Raw genomic sequence first — 17812 nt, 5'->3', positions numbered from 1 at the left:
GCAAGAGCAATCGGGTCAATAATCCTTGCTGACTTCAGCCCCAATGCTTTCACGTCCGATAGTCGAGATGGTGGCAAGGATTGAAAGCCAGCTGGTCACCCTGAATTCGGTTTCCGTCGCGCTATAGCCGCGCCCATCGGTGATAATCTCGACATAGAAGCGGCGACCAAAGTTCTTTCCCAACGCAACCCCGGTGCCGCGGCCCAACGCAGGATCGGCGGCCACGATACGCAAACGGTCCAGGCCGATTGCGCTGCGTAACCGGTTAATGGGATCCATCCCGCCCCCGCCATTCAGACTGGCCACTGCCGCGCCCAGTTGCAGCGCGTCGGTCGCGGAAAGCTCGGTAATGGACCCGCCGAACAGCAACTGTGCGAGCAGTTCTTCCTCTGCCAATGGCGGTTCACTGGTGAACGATATCTCCGGCCGCTGCGAATTGCCGGTTACGGCCACGGTCACATCAAGATTGTTCTGCTGGGTTTCTGCACGGATATCGAGGCGCGGATCGATCGGGACGCGTTCATCGAAATCGATACGCCCGCGGGTCAGTTCAAAGCGGGTCCCGGCGAACGTGTAATCGCCGCGCACCACCTGGGCCTGCCCCCCAATTCGGGGATCGCTGGTGGTTCCGCGCAGCAGGATATCGGCGCTCCATTCGCTGTCGAGCCCCATGCCATCGACATCCACCCGGTCATTGGCCACAGCATCGATCAGATATCGCCAGCTTCCGCGTGGTGTCCGCGCCGGCGCTGAATCCAGTGGCAGATTGATCTGACGCGTATCGATGCGGGGGATCGCGTCGAGATCTTCCGAATTGCTCAACCGCCAGCTTGCGCGATTGATACTGAGCCGGCCCGCAATCGTCCCGCCGATGCCGTTGGACACGATGCGGAGCGGGCCGGTGATGGTGGCGCTCAAACCGCGGGCGTTCAGAACGCGGGCGTTCTTGGCTGCCACGCGAATATCGATACCGGGGCCGCGCCGCCCCAAATTGCTGAGATCCACCGTGCCGCTGCCTGTGACGGTGCCACCGTTGGGCCCAACACCAGTAAAGCGCGCTATCCGCAGACGCGAGCCGCGAAAAGTACCGCGCCCTTTGATTTCACGGATGTTGGTGCCCGAAATCGAGCTCCTCAAACGCAAATTATCCGTCTTCAGGGATCCCCGCACTTCAGGTTCGGCAAGCGATCCGGTAATGTCCGCAGCAACGGAAAGCGGGCCCGTGAGGTCGAACGCATCTACCGCCGCCAATCGCCAGAGCGCCTGCGCGGGGCCGCGATACCTCAGCTGGCCGAACAGGTCGCCGGCCTGCAACCTGTCGAGCAGCTTTCCGCTGGGCGGTAAGCCTGCAACCCGTCCCTGGAAACGGCCGTTCTGGGTGGTGCCGTCATTGATGACAGCGCGCCCTTCCAGCTCCCTTTCTGTCAGTTTCATGACCAGCGCGACATCGACCGGTCGCGACGAAAGCACCAGTCCGGAACGGGTCAGTCCGGCCACCCTGACAGTTGCGTCGCCAATCGGCAAACCGGTCTGCGACAGGCTGAAGCTGGCGTTGCCTGAAATAGTGCCGCCAAGCCCCGCATTGGACACGGCGATATCGACAAGGCTGAGCGGCAAATCGTCGAGCCGCAAGTCGAGCGCCAGATCATCCCCTCCGAATTCGCCGGATGCAATCGCGATGCCGCCACCGTAGGAAATTTGTGTCGGTTCCAGCAGGAAACCGCCGTCATCCTGCCGCAGCAGCACAGCGCGGCGCGGCAAAGTAATCGGTTTGCCAGCATAATTGCCCTTCGCAGCAATCGCGGCGCGTTCCGGCGTGACGTTGGCGGCAAGCTGGAGATTGAACCGACTGCCACGACGCCCTGCCAAGGCGGCGGTTACCGTGCCGCTGCCATTCCGCAATTGCGCCTCTGCCGCCAACCGCCCGATGAACAGGCCGCCGTAGCTTACGCCCTGAAGATAACCGCTCCCCTCAATGGTGCTGTTGCCGTCCACCAGCAGGCCGCTGGCATCGACCGTTCCGCGCCGGATCACCAGTGGCGTCGCCCCGCCGAAGCGGGCGTTGTCCGCGACCAGATCGATGTCGAAGCCTTGTCCTCCGCCACGCTCCGCCAACATGATCGTTCCGTCGAGTCCGCCATTGGCCAGCACGAGTTCGCCGGTCGCCCCACCTTTGCCAAGCGTGAGTGCGCCGGTGACCTGCGTGTTAGCCACGGTAAGCGAATTGACCGCGATACGTGTCGGGCCACCACGCGGAGAGAACAGGCCCAGCGATCCTTCAAACGTACCGAGCATGGAATCGCCGGTAGTTTCAATATCGAACCCGTCCACCGAAGGCGTAAGCGCCACGCGCACATCGCGCAGACCGGCATCGGGTAGCGGATCGGCGAACACGAGTACGGCTTCGGGGCCTGCATCGGTCAAGGCACCCTCGACCGTGAAGGGGCCGTAATCGACATGGCGGCCCCGCCCCGCGATGCTGGTCCGCCCGTCGGTAATGCGGCCATCCATAGTCAGGCTGAGCTTGGCCGCATCTGCTGTAACGCCCCTGAATTGCAGGCTTTGCGCACCACCCAACGTTACGCCGCCGGCAAAGCGAATGTCAGGACCGGCCAGATTGGCAAGGGTTTCGTTGGTGACACGCGGGATACGTCCATCGACATCCGCCTTGAGGGTCCAGGGCCCGGCGCCGGTGCGATAATCGATCCGGGCCCCGGCATTGACCAAGCCTATCTTGTCGAACTGCAAGCCGTTTACCGCCACCGGTCCGGTGATGCGGAAGACCTTGCTGCGAAGATCGCCGTCGAGCGATAGCCGCGCGCTCGCGCCGGGGAAGTTCACATCGGCCGCATCGATCAGGACCTGCGTGCCGGTATACAGCAATTCGCCGCGCAAGGTTCCATCGACCAGCCTGGGGTCCAGCAGGTCGTTACCGGTTTGAACCCGGCCTGCAGTCAGATCGAGCGGCACCATCCAGCGCGCACCGTCATAACGGGCGCGTCCGTTCTGGGTCAGCCCTGTCGCTACGGTCGAACCGGAAACCAGCCGTCCCACGGTGAGATGGTGGTCGATGGAAAGACTGCGAAACGCCCCGTTCGCTGTGCCTTTAACCCGTGCATCTTCCAACCGCACATCCGCTCCGAACAGGTTGGGATCGGTTAGCCGCGCCTGGAACTGGACAGTGCGGGCCAAGTTGTCGGCAAGGTCCAGCGCGCCGCTGGCATGCCCGCGTATTCCGCGTCCGATGATCGTCGCCCGCCCGTCCAGCATGCTTTCTTCCAGCGTTCCATAAGCGGCGAGCGACACGGTTTGCCCCAGCGCGTCGGCAGCGAGCCCGTTAAGGTAGTCACCAGGCCGCGCCTGTCCGACGATGCCATAGCGCCCATCGCGGTTGGTCAGGCGAAACGCACCCAATCTCTGCCCATCCCGGCTGGCCAACAGATGCCCGCGCCAGAGATCGAAATTGCCTACCCCTTTTACATCGAGCCGCGTGTCGCCCTTGAGCCCCAACATGGCAGCAACGGCACCGCCGCCCGGCGCGTTGAGATCGACATCGATATCGAACACACCGTCATCGGGACGGGAATCGATTTTGGCGAGCAATGTGTCACCACTGTCGAAACGTCCGTTCAGATCGAGCACAAGTCGGCCGCCGGTTACGTCCACCTCGCTCGTCAAGTTGAGCGCCCGGCGTTCCGCACCTACGATGCCAGCGGCGAGCGCCATATCCTCGACCACAAGCCGTCCGACCCGGATATCAAAATCGGGAAGGATCGGTGCGTCGGGATCGCCCTCGTTCAGTTCTGGCAAGCGTATGAGCTCGGCGCGTTTGACAATCAGTTCGCGGATATCGAGCCGGTCCGACAGCCAGCCCAGCGGTCGCCAGTCCAGCTCTGCTTCGGGAATGGTCATGAATACGCCCTGCGTATCGGACAGGACGACATCGTGGAGCGTTGCGCGGGTCAGCACATTGCCTTCGATCCGCCCGACTTCGACCCGTAGGCCTGAACCCGGTTCGAGCTTGGCAATCTGGTCGGCAACAAAACGTTGCCCGATCGGGCCTTGAAATACGACGTAGCCGACGCCGAGTAGCAGCAGCAGCGCCGCCAACAATCCTCCGGCCCATTTCAGGATCGTGCCGCCGATGGACTCACCACCGGCTTGTCTCGCAGCGTCAGTGGCTGGCGCATCGGGTTCGGCGGCATCATCGACCGGACGTTCGGCAAGATCGAGGTCGGCCATCAGAACGCCTGACCCAGCGAGACATATACCGCGACCGGGCTGTCATCGGGTCCCGGATTGAGCGGCACGCCCACATCGACGCGGATCGGGCCGAAGCCGGTATGGTATCGCATTCCGACACCCGCCCCGATCTTGATTTCGCCGAAAGACGGTAGAGGGTCGCGGCCGACCGAACCCATATCAAGAAACGGCACGACAGACACTGCGCCATCGAAGAAGCGGGTGCGGATGCGCGCCTCGACCGCCAGTTCCACGGCAGAGCGCCCGCCACTTGGCTCGCCCAGATTATCGCGCGGACCGATCTGCTGGAAGCCATAGCCGCGTACCGAACCGCCTCCGCCTGCGTAAATACGGCGCGAAGGCGCGATATTCTGCAACCCGGTTCCCGGAATGGAGGCTAGACGCGTGCGCCCGGCGACCACGATCTTTTCCGATATACGCCGGTAATATGACGCATCGATGTTCGATCGCACGTAAAAGCTCTGCGTGCCTTGATTACGCGATACTTCCGGCGAAATGCGGCCACCCAGCCTAAAGCCCTCGGTTGGGTCGAGCAGATCGTCGGTGCTGTCCAGCAGGACGCCCGCCGGGACGGCTGCAACGAAGAACGTTTCGCGCGGCCCCGATACGCCGTTTACCGCAGCGGGCCGTTCCTGCGTGGCCACCAGTTCGAGGCCCACATTATAACTGACCGGCTTCTGGAACAGCAACGTGGACTGGCGTTCGTAGATTGCGCTGGCGGCGATGGTGCGCGCGTCGAACGCGTCGCTATCGATGGTGCTGGCATAGGCGTCCAGCGTCAGGATACGGTCGCGCTTGCCGAAATTCGACTTCGTAAAGGTGATACCGGCCAGCTGTTCCTGCGTACCAGCGATCCCGCGCAGGCGCAGCGCACCTTCGGGCGGAAACAGGTTACGATGTTCCCAGCTTGCCGCCACCCGGAAGCCTTCCTCCGTTCCGTAACCGATGGAGCCGGCAATCGTGCGTAGCGGCGCCTTTTCAAGCCCGATATCCATCGCGACAGTGCCCGGACCATTGGCGCTGGGTGGAACCACTTCGCGCGGCGTGACAGTGACCGACGAGGCGAGACCTGTGGCAATGATCGCTCGCCGCAGGTCCAGCGCCATACTGCGCTTGTAAACGTCTCCTTCGTCGAAGCGGGCGATGCCGGCCAGATGCTTGCTCGACAGGAAGTCCGGCAGGCTGGAGTTCACCGCGCCGAACACATATTTGCCGCCCGGCTGGACAGGAAGGGTCAGATCGCCTGTAAAATCCTCGTGATCCACCACAAGTTCAGGCGCGTCGATCGCTGCGAATGGATATCCGCTTTCGCCCAGCGCCCGGTCCAGGTCGGCCTGCTCCTCCACGATCCTGAAATTGTCCAGCGGGTCGCCCGGCATGATTTCGAAACTGGCCCGAAGTGCAGCGTAGTCGGGCGCAGTATCCAATGCACCCAGATTGACCTCCCCGAACGTGAAGCGAGTGCCGGGCAAAATGTCGAACCGCACTGCCGGACGCTCAAGTTCGGCATCGTCGTCCGTCTGTACGGAGCCGACAGTACGGCGGATCTCCGCGTCGTAATAGCCATAGGCCTGCAACAGGTCTGTCAGCAGCGTTTGGTCCGCACGCGCCTGCGCCGCCAGCTGAGCCACGTTCTGCTCGTCGCTTTCCAGCTCCTCGATCTTGGACAATGCCTCGAACTTGCCGACGAATTCGTCCTGCACCGCAATGGCATCGTCGCCGGCCGGGAAAGCGAGCGCCAGTTCCTGCGACAGGGTAACCAAGTCGATTTCGGTGGGAGCGACACGGCCCGGCAGTTCGAGCTCTGTGAACCGTATGTCGTCTTCCGCTTCGAGCGGCTGCAGCGGAGCCAGTTGCGGCAGGTCCGCCTCCGTCGGCCAGGGCACGCCGATGGCCGGGATGGTCGCCAGAGGAGAATCCGGGTCGATATCCTCCCGATCGATCGCTGCATCGCGCGGCGCGCCGTCGGCCGCCCATTCCTCAGGGTTCTCGACCGCTTCGTCGGGGATCAGCTCTTCCAGCCTGAGCGGCGCGTCGAGGTCCTGCGCGAACAGCGAGCCTGGCTGACATACGGCGATAAGAGCAAGCGCGCCTGCAACGGAACTGGCGAACCTGACTGAATGGCTCTGGTAAGCCCGGCCTCGCGAGCGCACGGCCAGCCCGGACAGCAATTCAGTCCGCGAACCGGTACTGGCTTTGCTTGCCGTCTTTGGTAGCCGACCCGACATCCGTCGCTGCAGGTGCGCCAGCAGCGGTATCGACGATGCGGGTTTTGGGAGCGACGGCAGCGGCGATAAGCCGGTCCTGCTCTTCACGCTCCATGCGCTGCCAGCCATCGGGGCCGAGCTTGTCGATCGGGCGATAGCGGATCTTGTATTGCATCCGGTCCGATCCATCGACCCAGTAACCGAGATAGACGTAGGACTGGCCATCCCGCGCCGCGCGCTGGATGTGGTCGAGGATGATGTAGTTGCCAAGTCCGGACCGCGCCTCGTGCTCCGGGTCATAGAAGGAATATATCATCGACAGGCCGTCACCCTGACGGTCTGTAAGACATGCTCCGACGAGGCGACCCTTGCTGATCCCGTCCAGCGATGGCTCCCGATATTCCAGCACATAGCTGGAGACGGGCGTGTGTTCCACCATGTCCGCGTAATCCATCTCCTCCATGTTGGCCATCCCGCCACCGGGATGGCGCACGCCCAGATAGCGCTGCAGGAGGTCGAACTGTTCTTCAGTGGCCCACGGGCGGCACTCGGTCACTTCGAGATCGCGGTTCCGGCGAATGTTGCGTTTCTGCGTGGTGGATGGCGCGAATTCCTTCGCCACGACGCGCACCGACACGCACGCCTGGCAATCCGCGCAGCTTGGGCGATAGGCAACCGTCTGGCTGCGGCGGAACCCGATCCGGCCCAGCGTCTCGTTCAACTGGGCGGAATGTTCGCCCTTCAGTTCGGTGAACACTTTGCGTTCCATCCGCCCGTCGAGATACGGACAGGGCGCAGGGCTGGTGACGAAGAAGCGGGGGAAGCGGACGGGCGCGGTCACGGTAGTGTGCTTTCAATCCTTGCGCTTGGCGGTTGCCGCATCGCTGCTGCCACCGCTCGTCCGATATCTGGCCCTACGCCAAGTTGGCGAGGACCCTGGAGCCTGCGACCGGTGTCAGACCGGCCGAGGGCAGGCCATGTTCTATGCCAAGCGGGACGCGCCGGTAAAAGGGTTTTAACCACAAATAAGACGCGTTCGATGGTTAATCTCAACAGCTGTCCCGATAATGGCCGACATCCGTACCGGGTATGAACGGTCGGAGCCTGGCCCCGGAATTCAGTTCGATTCCACGGCCGCGACTGTGTAGTTCTTGGTTCGCAATGCGGTTATCAACGCGTCCAGTTGCGCCCGGTCGCGCGCTTCGCACTCGATATCCGTCACCAGCCCCTTGGCTGGCAAGGACGTAAAGATGCGCTGGTGATATATCTCGATGATATTCACGTTGTGCGCCTCGAATTCGCGCATAACCTTGAACAGGGCGCCCGGCCGGTCCTGCAAGGTAATCCGTAGCCGTGCCAGCCTGCCGGAACGGGCCAGGTCACGCAGCAGCACATTGGCTAGCAGGCGGGTGTCGATATTTCCGCCGCACAGGACCAGGCCGATGGTCTTGCCAGCGAACCGTTCCTTGTTGGTCAGGAGCGCCGCCAATCCGGCAGAGCCCGCGCCCTCGACCACGGTCTTTTCGATTTGCAGCAGGAGCGACACTGCTTCCTCCAGCGCATTTTCGCTGACGAGCAGGATGTCGTCCACCCTGTCGCGAATCACCGACGAGGTAAAATCGCCCGGTGCCTTCACCGCGATACCTTCCGCCAGCGTGTCGCCGCCGCAAGGCAGGTCCTCGCCGCGCATCGACATGTACATGGACGGGAACAGCTCGGCCTGCACGCCGATGACATCCATGTCCGGATACAGTGCGCGCGCAACGGTGGACATGCCGCTAATCAGCCCGCCGCCGCCAATCGGCGTGATGATGCAATCGAGATCGGGCGCGTCCTCGAACATCTCCAGCGCCACTGTGCCCGCGCCTGCCGCAACATGCGGATGATCGAACGGGTGGACGAATGTCAGCCCCATTTCCTGTTCCAGCTGGCGGGCATGTTTGTAGGCATCGTCGAATGTTTCGCCGTGAAGCACCACATTACCGCCCACGCTTTCGGTCTGCATTACTTTAACCGTGGGCGTGGTGCGCGGCATGACAATGGTGACCGGCACGCCCAGCCGCGTGCCGTGATAGGACAGGCCCTGGCTGTGATTCCCGGCAGAAGCTGCGATCACTCCGCGCGAGCGTCGTTCTTCATCCATCAACAGCAACGCGTTTAGCGCACCGCGTTCCTTATACGCAGCGGTAAATTGCAGGTTCTCGAATTTCAGCCACACATCCGCTTCGGTGATGTCGGACAGCGTCTTGCTGTGCAGCGTGGGCGTGCGGACGACCGCACCATGGATGCGGTCGGCAGCGGCGCGGATGTCCTCGATGGTGAGGTCCGCGGCGCTATGTATAGCCAAAGGCGAAGAGGCGGGCTTGTCGGTACTTGCGGTAGTCATGAACCAATCCCTAGTCCGCTTTGTGCCGCTCGGCAAAGCTTTGCCGCAACGATCGCTCACACCGCTGGCGGTGAAAACTTGCATGGCGCGCATATCCTCTTCACCAACGGCGAAATGACTGACGTGAAATCAACGAAACATACCGTCGCGTTCCTCGGCCTTGGCGTAATGGGTGGGCCGATGGCCGCCCATCTCGCGCGAGCAGGGCACACGGTAACGGCCTATAACCGCACCAAGGCTACTGCACAGGAATGGCAGGCGCGCTATGCTGGTGAAGGGCTGGACGTCACGGTCGCGGAAACGCCTGCCAAGGCTGCGGCAAACGCCGAATTCGTTTTCGCCTGCGTCGGCGATGATGCGGATGTAGAGGCCATCGCTCTGGGTCCATATGGCGCGTTCGATGCCATGGATACCGGTGCAATTTTCATCGATCACACCACCATCTCTGCGCGAATGGCGCAGCACCTCGAGGCGTCTGCCGCGACGCGCGGACTGCACGCGATCGATGCCCCGGTCTCGGGGGACAGGCAGGCGCGGAAAACGGCAAGCTCGCCATCATGTGCGGAAGTAGCGAGGAAGCTATGGCGCGCGCGGTGCCGCTGATGGAATGCTACGCTGCACGCATTGTCCATGTCGGCGGCGCGGGCGCGGGCCAGACGACCAAGATGGCAAACCAGATGTGCATTGCCGGAGTGCTCGGCGGGCTGTCGGAAGCGATCCGGCTGGCGCAGGCTGCCGACCTCGACACCGAACGCGTGTTCGAAGCGATCTCCGGCGGCGCTGCGCAGAGCTGGCAGATGGACAACCGGTGGTCCACCATGACGAAAGGCGAATTCGACCACGGCTTCGCAATCGACTGGATGCGCAAGGATTTGGGACATGCGCTGGACGAGGCAAAGCGCCTCGGCCTTAGCGCGCCGGTGACTGCGCTGGTGGACCAGTTCTATGCCCGCGTGCAGTCCGATGGCGGCGCGCGGCAGGATACCAGTGCCCTTATCCGGCATCTGCCAGAAGGAGAAAACCGATGATCTCGATTCGCGCCCTGAGCGCTGCCACCACTTTGTCCTTCGGGTTGGCTATTGCAGGGATGGCCACGCCCGCCGCAGCAGATACGCTGGTCGATAACGTGCAGGGAATCACCATCGGCAAGGATGGGGAGGTAGAACGCTTCACTGGGCTGTGGATCGACGACGACGGACGTATCCGGCAGGTGCTGCGCCGCAATGACGACCGGCCGGCGAAGCCTGACTTCGCCTTGGACGGCAAAGGAAAATATCTCGTTCCCGGCATGATCGATTCGCATTTACATGTGATGGATTTGGGCATTGCGGCGATGACGCTGGATTTGTCGGGATCGACCTCGCTGGACGATGCGCTGTCCATGATTTCCGCCTACGCGGCGCAGAACCCTTCGCTACCCTGGATTATCGGGCGCGGCTGGAACCAGGAAGTTTGGGGCCTTGGCCGCTTTCCCACGGCCGCGGATCTCGATGCCGTTGTGGCAGACCGGCCAGTGTTCCTCGAACGAGCGGACAATCACGCTCATTGGGCCAACAGTAATGCGATCGAGCGAGCGGGGATCACTGCCAAGACCGCCGATCCCGATGGCGGGCGGATCATCCGCGTTGCCGGATCGCGAAAACCTGCAGGCGTATTCGTGGACAACGCCTCCAACCTCATTCGCGCCGTGGTCCCTGAGCTGCGCGCGGCAGATCGCGATGTGGCTTTCGCAAAGGCGCAGGAACGGCTGCTTTCGATGGGCGTGACGGCCGTCGCCGACATGGGCACCGATATTGAAGACTGGCAGACATTCCGCCGCGCAGGCGATCTCGGGCGGCTGAAAATTCGCATCATGTCCTATGCCAAGGGGGTGGACCAGATGGCCCTGATCGGCGGCCCGGGCCCCGGTCCGTGGCTGTATGACGACCGGCTGCGACTGAACGGCGTCAAACTGTCGATCGACGGTGCGCTCGGTTCGCGCGGTGCTTGGCTCAAACAGCCCTATTCCGACGATGCCGGCAATACCGGCCTGCCGATGATCGACCCGACGAAGCTGCGAAATTTGATGAGCCGTGCCGCGCTAGAACGGTTCCAGATTGCAGTCCACGCCATCGGCGATGCCGCCAATGCCGACCTGCTTTATGCGATCGAGGAGCTCGCTCCGACCTATACCGGTGACCGGCGCTGGCGCGTCGAACATGCGCAGATTCTCGATCCTGCTGACCTCGGCCAGTTTGGTAGACATGGTATCATCGCGTCCATGCAGCCGGTCCATCAGACGTCCGACCGTTTGATGGCCGAGGCTAGACTTGGCACAGCGCGGCTGGATGCGGCTTACGCCTGGCGTTCGATTGCCGCCACCGGGGCGAAACTGGCCTTCGGATCGGACGCTCCGGTCGAATCGCCCGAGCCCTTTGCCGGGTTGGCAGTCGCCATCAGCCGGACCGACAGCGACGGTGAGCCCTTCGGCGGATGGTATCCATCGCAAACCGTCAGCCGCGAAGCTGCGCTTGCCGCTTTCACGTCGGACGGTGCTTACGCAGGTTTTGCGGACGGGCGATTCGGTCGGCTTGTCAGGGGCGAGCGGGCTGATTTTCTGTTGCTTGACCGCGACCCTCTGCTCGCCAATGCACGCGATTTGCGCGAGACTAAGCTGTTTGAAACGTGGGTAAATGGTGAGCGGCTATACGAAGCGCCGTGACTGGCGGATACGGCGGATTGTTACTTGGAAACAGGGAACTGGATGGTGCGAAGGTCGTTGACATGACAAGTTCCGTTGTGCAGTTGCGAAATAACCGCACGCGGGACGAGGGAAACCTTAAGACTTTCGCCCGATAGGGTGATTTACGTTTAAACGGGCCTGATCGGCGGATATTAATCCGTATTTTCAAGTCTGATGATAAGTTGGTGGGATAAGGCAGTCTGGTTTGGATGCGCGTCAAAACGTTGAGAAGTCAGAATTGTTGTCATAAAGGCCTTGCGTCACAGGTTTTGCCTGCGTAATAAGGCGGTGAATTGAGCACAAGAGCTCATAAGGAGTATTGAAATGAAGGTTCGTAACGTTCTTGCAGCTACCGCTGCTCTCTCGCTGGTAGCAGCACCTGCAATCGCTCAAGCTGACGTTGCAGTGGCACCTGCCGTCGAAACGAATGAGCTTGGTAATAACGAAGATGGCACGGGCGTTATCCTTGCACTCGTCGCAGCTGCGCTGGTAATTGCTGGTATCATCATCGTTGCCGATGGTGACGACGACGACGCACTGAGCGAGTAAGCTCTGGCTTCAGTTTTAAGAGTTACGGGGCTTTCGGGCCCCGTTTCTTTTGTCTGATTGTTAAAAAGGTCGCTCCGCTTTGCCGGTGCGGCTTTTTTGCTATTGGGTGTTTGAGCGTCAGGTATCGACGGTGCCCGACATGGCGCGGCGGTCGCGTAATTCTGGGCATGTGGGGTGCAATAGAGAACTTCGCATGTTGCTTGAGCTCAAGGACCCTACCGTCAGGTGCGAAACTGATTAAGGCATTGGTATTTTATCGGCTGGTGCGGCGACAGGCACTTTATCTCCAGGATTATCCGCCTCAAAGGACCGCCAAACTTCCGACACGAATTCACATAGGCTCGCTCCGCCTGCCGTCGATATTCTTGCCACGCGCAACCCTTCACGCGTTTGCGGATAATTATGCAGCGAGCGCTTTGGACGCCGACAAGTCTGCGGCTTAGGTCCGAAGGCTATTCTGCGTCGCGCTCTACTTCAACATCGGCAGGCGCTGCTTTTGTCGCAGGGGCTTCCCGTTGCGCCTGCTCGACACTCTCTTTCTGCGCTGTTCTGCGATCGGTGAAACGCATGATCAGCAGCGATCCCTCGAACAGTAGCAATAGCGGCACCGCCAGCAACAATTGCGATCCCGGATCGGGCGGCGTGATGATTGCGGCAACCGCAACTGCGCCCACGATTACGTAGCGCCGTGCCCCTGCGAGTTGCTGGCGGCTGACGATCCCTGCGCGGTTCAACAACAACAGCAGTACCGGCAACAGGAAGCTGACCCCGAATGCCAGTATGAACTGCATGACCAGCGATAAATAATCGCCCGCTGCTGGCAATGCGTCGATCTGCAGCCCACCGGCGGACCCTTCGAAATCCAGGAACCAGCGAAATGCGGTCGGCATCACGACAAAGTAGGCGAGCGAAGCGCCCAGCGTGAACAGCACCGGAGTGGCTAGGATGAAAGGCAGGAACGCCCGCTTTTCCTTCACATACAGCCCTGGCGCGACGAACGCCCATAACTGGTTCGCGATAATCGGAAATGCCAGCACGAACCCGCTGAATAGCGCCACCTTCAGCTCGACGAAAAACACCTCGTACAGCTTGGTGAAGATCAGACGCCCCTCCCCTGCGGGAAAGGCATCGGTCAACGGGCGAATCAGGAAGCCCAGAATATAGTCGGCAAAATACAGGCTGATGCAGAAGAATATCGCCAGTGCCAGCACGCAACGCAGCAACCGGCCGCGCAGCTCGACCAAGTGGTCCATCAATGGAGCCTGGCTGTCGTCGATTTCGCTGATGCCGAATGCCATGCTCAGTCCTCGGCCGGACCGCGCACAGGACCGCGAGGGTTGGAGTTACCAAACGGCAGTCCCGGTTCCTCGTCAGGTCGTGCTATCGCAGGGTCGTCAACGCTATCTGGCGCCGGTGGTACAGACGCATTTTCAGAAGCTGGCTCAGGTGCTGCAAGAGGCTCCATGATCGGTGAAGCCTCTCCGGCCAACTCGTCCGCATCGCCGATCACGGCGTCCTTTCCACCGGGGTGCTCGCGCATGATGCGTTCGTTCTGCGCTTTCCATTTGGCATCCATATCCTCCAGTTCCGCCTCGCGGATCATGGTATCGATACCGCTGCGGAAATGGTTGGACACGCGTCGCACCTTGCCGATCCAGCGTCCGGCCGTGCGCAGGGCAGCGGGCATGTCTTTCGGACCGATCACAAGGATCGCCACCACCACCACCAGCAGTAGCTCGAAGGCGCCGATATCGAACATGGCTCAGCAGACCCGCGCTACGGAAATGTCAGTTGGCGCGGGTTTTATCATTGGGTGCAGGCTGAGGGTCCTGTGCAGCTTCGCCGGCAGGTTTGGCTTCGTGAGACGGCCCTTCGATGCGAGATGCAACCGCCTTCTCGTCATGCGACTTTTCCTCGTCGCCCATGCCCTGCTTGAAGCTTTTGATGCCCTTGCCGAAATCGCCCATCATTTCAGAAATCCGCCCACGCCCGAATAGCACGAGGATGACCAGCGCCACGATCAGGATTTGCCAGATGCCGATACCGCCCATAGGAACTCTCTCTCATTGCCTGCGCTTGATATAGGGGCACAGTGGGCCAAGCGCCAGTCAGCCCCGCAATTCGGTTTCTCGGTCGCGATCCTTGCCTGCCCTCTCAGCGTCGGCGGGGTCATCTTCCATCAGGGCGTCGAACGCCTCGTCTACCGGATCGAGCATTCCCGTCGCGCGCAATTCGTCGATGCCCGGCAAATCACGCCGCGATGCGAGCCCGAAATGTGCCAGGAATTCCGGTGTTGTAGCATAGATCACCGGGCGGCCCGGGACCTCACGGCGACCAGCGACCTTTACCCAGCCAGCTTCCATCAGCACGTCGAGTGTACCTTTCGCGGTTTGCACCCCACGAATCGATTCGATATCCGCCCGGCTGACCGGTTCATGATAAGCGATGATGGCCAGCACTTCGGTACCGGCGCGGCTCAGGCGGCGGACCTGTTCGCGTTCACGGCGCAGGAGGTGGGCCAGATCGGGCGCTGTCTGAAAATGCCAGCGACCCGCGCGTTCCACCAATGCGATGCCCCGGCCTGCATAATCCCGCGCCAGTTGATGCAGCGCATCTCGGACATCCCGCAAGGCTGCATCGCCCAGATGGGTTGCCAGTTGCTCGGCGCTCATAGGATCTTCCGAAGCGAACAGCGTCGCCTCGACCGCGCGGACCATTACATCCGGTTCGCTGTTCATGAGGTCGCGCTCGCCTGCGCACCATCTTTCCGGCGCCGCAATCTCAGCGGACCGAAGATCGCATCCTGCGCCAGTTCCGCCTTGCGCAGTCGTGCCAGTTCAAGCGCCGCCACGAAGCTGGACGCGAGTGCGCTTTTACGAAGGCGCGGTTCGGCATGAGGCGGGAGGAAATCCTCCAGCGACAGCCAGTCCAGCGTCACGCCCAGCATGGCCGAAACTCGCTCCAGCGCGCTGTCGAGCGTCATCACCGCACGGTCGCGCACCATGTGGATGGCAGGCGCCGTGCGCGCCTTTACCTGTCCATAGGCCTGCATCAGCGCGAAGCTGTCGCATTGCCACACCGTCTTGCGATCGGTGCGCAATCCCTCGGGCGCGGGCCGGCGGAACACATCGCGTCCGATCCGGTCGCGGGTCATCAGACGCGCCGCCGCCTCGCGCATGGCGCCGAGGCGCTGGAGCCGCAATTGCAGGCGTAACGCCAGTTCTTCCGGACCCGGCTCCTCCTGTTCTTCCTTCGGCAACAGGAGGGATGATTTGAGATATGCGAGCCATGCTGCCATAACCAGGTAATCGGCCGCAAGCTCCAGCTGCAGCGCGCCTGCCCGGTCGATATGGTCGAGATACTGGTCGACTAGCGCTAGTATCGAAATTGCGCGCAAGTCCACCTTTTGGCGGCGGGCGAGATCCAGAAGCAGGTCCAACGGACCCTCCCACCCGTCTATCGCCAGGTATAACGATCCGTCATCGGTTGTGCCCGGTGCGGCGATCCCGCGCCAATTACCCTTCCCACCATCACTCTCGGGCTCGTCCTGAACGGCAGCCGGTTCCGATCCCGTGATGAGCAGGTTCTCATTCAAGCGTCGGGAACCCCATCGTTATCGACTTGCGCCAGCAGGCTATCGCGCCGTTCGAACAATTCCGCCATGGGGCCAGACTCTGCCGGTTTGCCGGCATGTGCCATGGCGCGATCAAGTCGAGCGCGGCTTTCCTCAGATATCTGCGGATTACGCTGCGCGATCCCGGTCATGTCATCGAGCTTCGCCCAGCAATTCAGTGTGAGATCGCAACCCGCCGCAAGTGCACGTTCGCTGCGCTCGGGGACCGTGCCGGACAGCGCCTCCATATCGATATCGTCGGTCAGCAGCAGTCCGTCAAAACCGATTTTGCCGCGGATGATGTCCTGCACGACGAAGCGCGATTGTGTGGCTGCGTTGTCCGCATCCCATGCAGTGAACAGCAAGTGCCCGGTCATGCCGATGGGCGCATGCGACAGGGTACGAAACGGTTCGAGGTCGATTTCGAGTTCCGCCTCGGTCGCGGTGACCGTGGGCATTTCCTTGTGCGTGTCGGTGGTGGTGCGCCCGTGGCCCGGCATGTGCTTGATGCAGCCAACCACGCCGGCCCTCTCCAACCCGTCCAGAATCGCCCGCCCAAGAGCGGCAACCTGCATCGGTTCGCTGCCCAGGGCACGATCCCCGATCACGTCATGCGCACCAGCCTGGCGCACATCGAGCGAGGGGTAATAGTCCACATTCACACCCACTTCGGCCAGCGATCTGCCCAGCGCCTCGGCATTGATGCGGGCTGCTTCGATCGCCGTGGCGGGTGCGATCTGGTAAAGCTTGTCGAAAATCTCGCCAGCGGGGAAGCCGGGCCATTCGGGCGGCTTCATGCGCGCTACGCGGCCACCTTCCTGATCGATGCTGATAAGTACGTCGTCGCGCCCGTGCAATTCGCGGATAGAATCTGTCAAAGCGCGCATCTGGTCGCGGGTTTCGCAATTGCGCCCGAACAGAATGTAGCCTGCCGGATCGGCGGCCTTGAAGAACGCGCGTTCGTCTGCGCTCAACTGCGCGCCTGCGATGCCGAAAATTGCTGGTACCATGATGGTAGAATCGCAGAACTGCGCGCTCTAGGCAAGCGCGGCAGGTGGCTACGGTGGGGAAAACAGAAAGGGGCGGGAGGCTATCCCGCCATTCGCCCCCTGTTCTTGTCAATGTCGCGGCGACAGCGTTAGCGCTCGCCCCCTACTGTAATTCAGGTTCAGCTTTTGACCTGACACGGCAGACCGTCTGCCTTCAACGCATCGCACAGCTTCCGCGCAGCGGCAGTGCTGCTGGTGACCGCTTGCAACCGGTATACGGTACCGCGATCGATTTCGCCTTTGACGACGCGATACTTGACGCCCTTCAGCACATCGGTCTGGCGCGACAGAACCTGCCAGCCCCGCTCGGCCCCGGCGGGGGTGGAGTAAGCCGCCACCTGAACGCCGACACCGCCACTGGCCGCATTGTCGGAAGCCGGCGTTTGACGCTCGCCGGACTGGTTGCGGTCGATGCTCGGCCGGGCATCGCTTTCGCCCGTAGAGCCGGCATTCGTATTGCTGTTGGCCAATCGGCCTTCGCGCGACTGGCCTTCACCAACGGCTGGCGCACTATCGCCCGCGCCCTCGAACTCCCGGCCACCACGGTCTTCGGGGCGTTCCTTGTAATCGCCCTCGGGTGCAGCCAACGTACCGCCTTCTGCAACAAGATCGGAATCGGAACCGCGATTGGATAGCCACCAGATGCCGCCGATCAGCAACGCCAGCGCGACCAGCGCCAGAAGGACAAACGCAATGATCTTACCGGTATCGGTGCCGGGCTCTTCCTCGTCGTAATCCGCGGATTCGAGCCAAGGTAGACGCTCGTCCTCATTGGCGAGTTCCAGCTCCTCGGTATTATCAATTTGCGTTTCGTCCCGATCTGTCATGAGATCCTCTTTGGTAAGAAATTCGTGGCCCGCTGTCGGTTCGGCCACCCCCGGCTCTTCGATATTCGCTGCCCTGTACTCAGGATCCGGTCTGCCGTGCCTGATGCGCTGCGACACTTCTCGGGCGACCCTGTCGATCATCCGGTTCAATCCCGAACCGTGTCCGCCCGTATCGCTGCCTGCGCCCTGCGCCACG

The 17812-nt window shown here is 61.8% G+C and carries 14 protein-coding genes and 1 pseudogene; 4 read left to right on the top strand and 11 right to left on the bottom strand.

Going from position 1 to position 17812, the window contains the following annotated elements; genetic code table 11:
• Window positions 1-15 precede the first annotated feature (15 nt).
• The 4 genes from HME9302_RS02480 to HME9302_RS02465 all read right to left on the bottom strand — a co-directional run bounded on the left by HME9302_RS02480 (window position 16) and on the right by HME9302_RS02465 (window position 8856).
• On the bottom strand, window positions 16-4242 hold the full coding sequence (locus tag HME9302_RS02480; protein WP_115365695.1) for a translocation/assembly module TamB domain-containing protein: 4227 nt from the start codon (window positions 4240-4242) through the stop codon (window positions 16-18).
• Entirely contained in the window at window positions 4242-6491 is a 2250-nt protein-coding gene (locus tag HME9302_RS02475; RefSeq protein WP_115365694.1) for an autotransporter assembly complex protein TamA, read from the bottom strand. Before HME9302_RS02475 ends, HME9302_RS02480 begins: the two co-directional genes overlap by 1 nt.
• Window positions 6436-7311 carry an arginyltransferase gene (locus HME9302_RS02470; RefSeq protein WP_115365693.1) on the bottom strand — a complete coding sequence of 292 codons (876 nt, stop codon included), beginning with the start codon at window positions 7309-7311 and terminating at the stop codon, window positions 6436-6438. The genes HME9302_RS02475 and HME9302_RS02470 overlap by 56 nt, the downstream gene beginning before the upstream one ends.
• 276 nt (window positions 7312-7587) lie before the next feature.
• Window positions 7588-8856, bottom strand: a complete 1269-nt coding sequence (locus tag HME9302_RS02465) for a threonine ammonia-lyase (RefSeq protein ID WP_115367418.1) — start codon at window positions 8854-8856, stop codon at window positions 7588-7590.
• Between HME9302_RS02465 and HME9302_RS13630 the strand changes: the two are divergent.
• The 4 genes and pseudogenes from HME9302_RS13630 to HME9302_RS02450 all read left to right on the top strand — a co-directional run.
• Window positions 8752-9434, top strand: a pseudogene (locus HME9302_RS13630) (NAD(P)-dependent oxidoreductase); the annotation flags it as partial. The gene HME9302_RS02465 and the pseudogene HME9302_RS13630 sit on opposite strands and share 105 nt — an antisense overlap.
• A gap of 3 nt (window positions 9435-9437) precedes the next feature.
• Window positions 9438-9884: an NAD(P)-dependent oxidoreductase gene (locus tag HME9302_RS13625; protein ID WP_407641330.1), complete on the top strand. Its 447-nt coding sequence runs from the start codon at window positions 9438-9440 to the stop codon at window positions 9882-9884.
• Complete coding sequence (locus HME9302_RS02455) at window positions 9881-11557, top strand: amidohydrolase (protein ID WP_115365692.1); 1677 nt, start codon at window positions 9881-9883, stop codon at window positions 11555-11557. Before HME9302_RS13625 ends, HME9302_RS02455 begins: the two co-directional genes overlap by 4 nt.
• Window positions 11558-11902: 345 nt before the next feature.
• Window positions 11903-12127, top strand: coding sequence for a hypothetical protein (locus HME9302_RS02450; RefSeq protein WP_115365691.1), 225 nt, complete (start codon window positions 11903-11905; stop codon window positions 12125-12127).
• Between the two features lie 452 nt (window positions 12128-12579).
• On the opposite strand, the gene tatC is transcribed toward HME9302_RS02450, so the two are convergent.
• From tatC to HME9302_RS02415, 7 genes are all read right to left on the bottom strand, one after another.
• Complete coding sequence (gene tatC, locus HME9302_RS02445; RefSeq protein ID WP_115365690.1) at window positions 12580-13425, bottom strand: twin-arginine translocase subunit TatC; 846 nt, start codon at window positions 13423-13425, stop codon at window positions 12580-12582.
• Window positions 13426-13427: 2 nt separating this feature from the next.
• Complete coding sequence (tatB, locus tag HME9302_RS02440; protein WP_115365689.1) at window positions 13428-13886, bottom strand: Sec-independent protein translocase protein TatB; 459 nt, start codon at window positions 13884-13886, stop codon at window positions 13428-13430.
• A 28-nt stretch (window positions 13887-13914) separates the two neighbouring features.
• On the bottom strand, window positions 13915-14178 hold the full coding sequence (locus HME9302_RS02435; protein WP_115365688.1) for a twin-arginine translocase TatA/TatE family subunit: 264 nt from the start codon (window positions 14176-14178) through the stop codon (window positions 13915-13917).
• 57 nt (window positions 14179-14235) lie between these two features.
• On the bottom strand, window positions 14236-14865 hold the full coding sequence (gene scpB / locus HME9302_RS02430) for an SMC-Scp complex subunit ScpB (RefSeq protein ID WP_115365687.1): 630 nt from the start codon (window positions 14863-14865) through the stop codon (window positions 14236-14238).
• Complete coding sequence (locus tag HME9302_RS02425; RefSeq protein ID WP_115367417.1) at window positions 14862-15632, bottom strand: segregation and condensation protein A; 771 nt, start codon at window positions 15630-15632, stop codon at window positions 14862-14864. The genes scpB and HME9302_RS02425 overlap by 4 nt, the downstream gene beginning before the upstream one ends.
• Window positions 15633-15718: 86 nt before the next feature.
• The gene (nagZ, locus tag HME9302_RS02420) at window positions 15719-16750 is read right to left on the bottom strand and encodes a beta-N-acetylhexosaminidase (protein ID WP_115365686.1); all 1032 of its coding nucleotides are present in this window, start codon (window positions 16748-16750) and stop codon (window positions 15719-15721) included.
• A gap of 158 nt (window positions 16751-16908) precedes the next feature.
• On the bottom strand, window positions 16909-17811 hold the full coding sequence (locus HME9302_RS02415; protein ID WP_230079842.1) for an SPOR domain-containing protein: 903 nt from the start codon (window positions 17809-17811) through the stop codon (window positions 16909-16911).
• Window position 17812 lies beyond the last annotated feature (1 nt).

The sequence above is a fragment of the Alteripontixanthobacter maritimus genome, from assembly GCF_003340475.1.
Classification (GTDB): Bacteria; Pseudomonadota; Alphaproteobacteria; order Sphingomonadales; family Sphingomonadaceae; genus Alteripontixanthobacter; species Alteripontixanthobacter maritimus.
This window is presented reverse-complemented; position numbering and strand designations above follow the sequence as displayed.

Coding starts and splice junctions, on each gene's coding strand:
- HME9302_RS02480 (WP_115365695.1), bottom strand. CDS start 4,242: ATGGCCGACCTCGATCTTGCCGAACGTCCGGTCGATGATGCCGCCGAA.
- HME9302_RS02475 (WP_115365694.1), bottom strand. CDS start 6,491: ATGTCGGGTCGGCTACCAAAGACGGCAAGCAAAGCCAGTACCGGTTCG.
- HME9302_RS02465 (WP_115367418.1), bottom strand. CDS start 8,856: ATGACTACCGCAAGTACCGACAAGCCCGCCTCTTCGCCTTTGGCTATA.
- HME9302_RS13625 (WP_407641330.1), top strand. CDS start 9,438: ATGGCGCGCGCGGTGCCGCTGATGGAATGCTACGCTGCACGCATTGTC.
- HME9302_RS02455 (WP_115365692.1), top strand. CDS start 9,881: ATGATCTCGATTCGCGCCCTGAGCGCTGCCACCACTTTGTCCTTCGGG.
- HME9302_RS02450 (WP_115365691.1), top strand. CDS start 11,903: ATGAAGGTTCGTAACGTTCTTGCAGCTACCGCTGCTCTCTCGCTGGTA.
- tatC (WP_115365690.1), bottom strand. CDS start 13,425: ATGGCATTCGGCATCAGCGAAATCGACGACAGCCAGGCTCCATTGATG.
- tatB (WP_115365689.1), bottom strand. CDS start 13,886: ATGTTCGATATCGGCGCCTTCGAGCTACTGCTGGTGGTGGTGGTGGCG.
- HME9302_RS02435 (WP_115365688.1), bottom strand. CDS start 14,178: ATGGGCGGTATCGGCATCTGGCAAATCCTGATCGTGGCGCTGGTCATC.
- scpB (WP_115365687.1), bottom strand. CDS start 14,865: ATGAACAGCGAACCGGATGTAATGGTCCGCGCGGTCGAGGCGACGCTG.
- nagZ (WP_115365686.1), bottom strand. CDS start 16,750: ATGGTACCAGCAATTTTCGGCATCGCAGGCGCGCAGTTGAGCGCAGAC.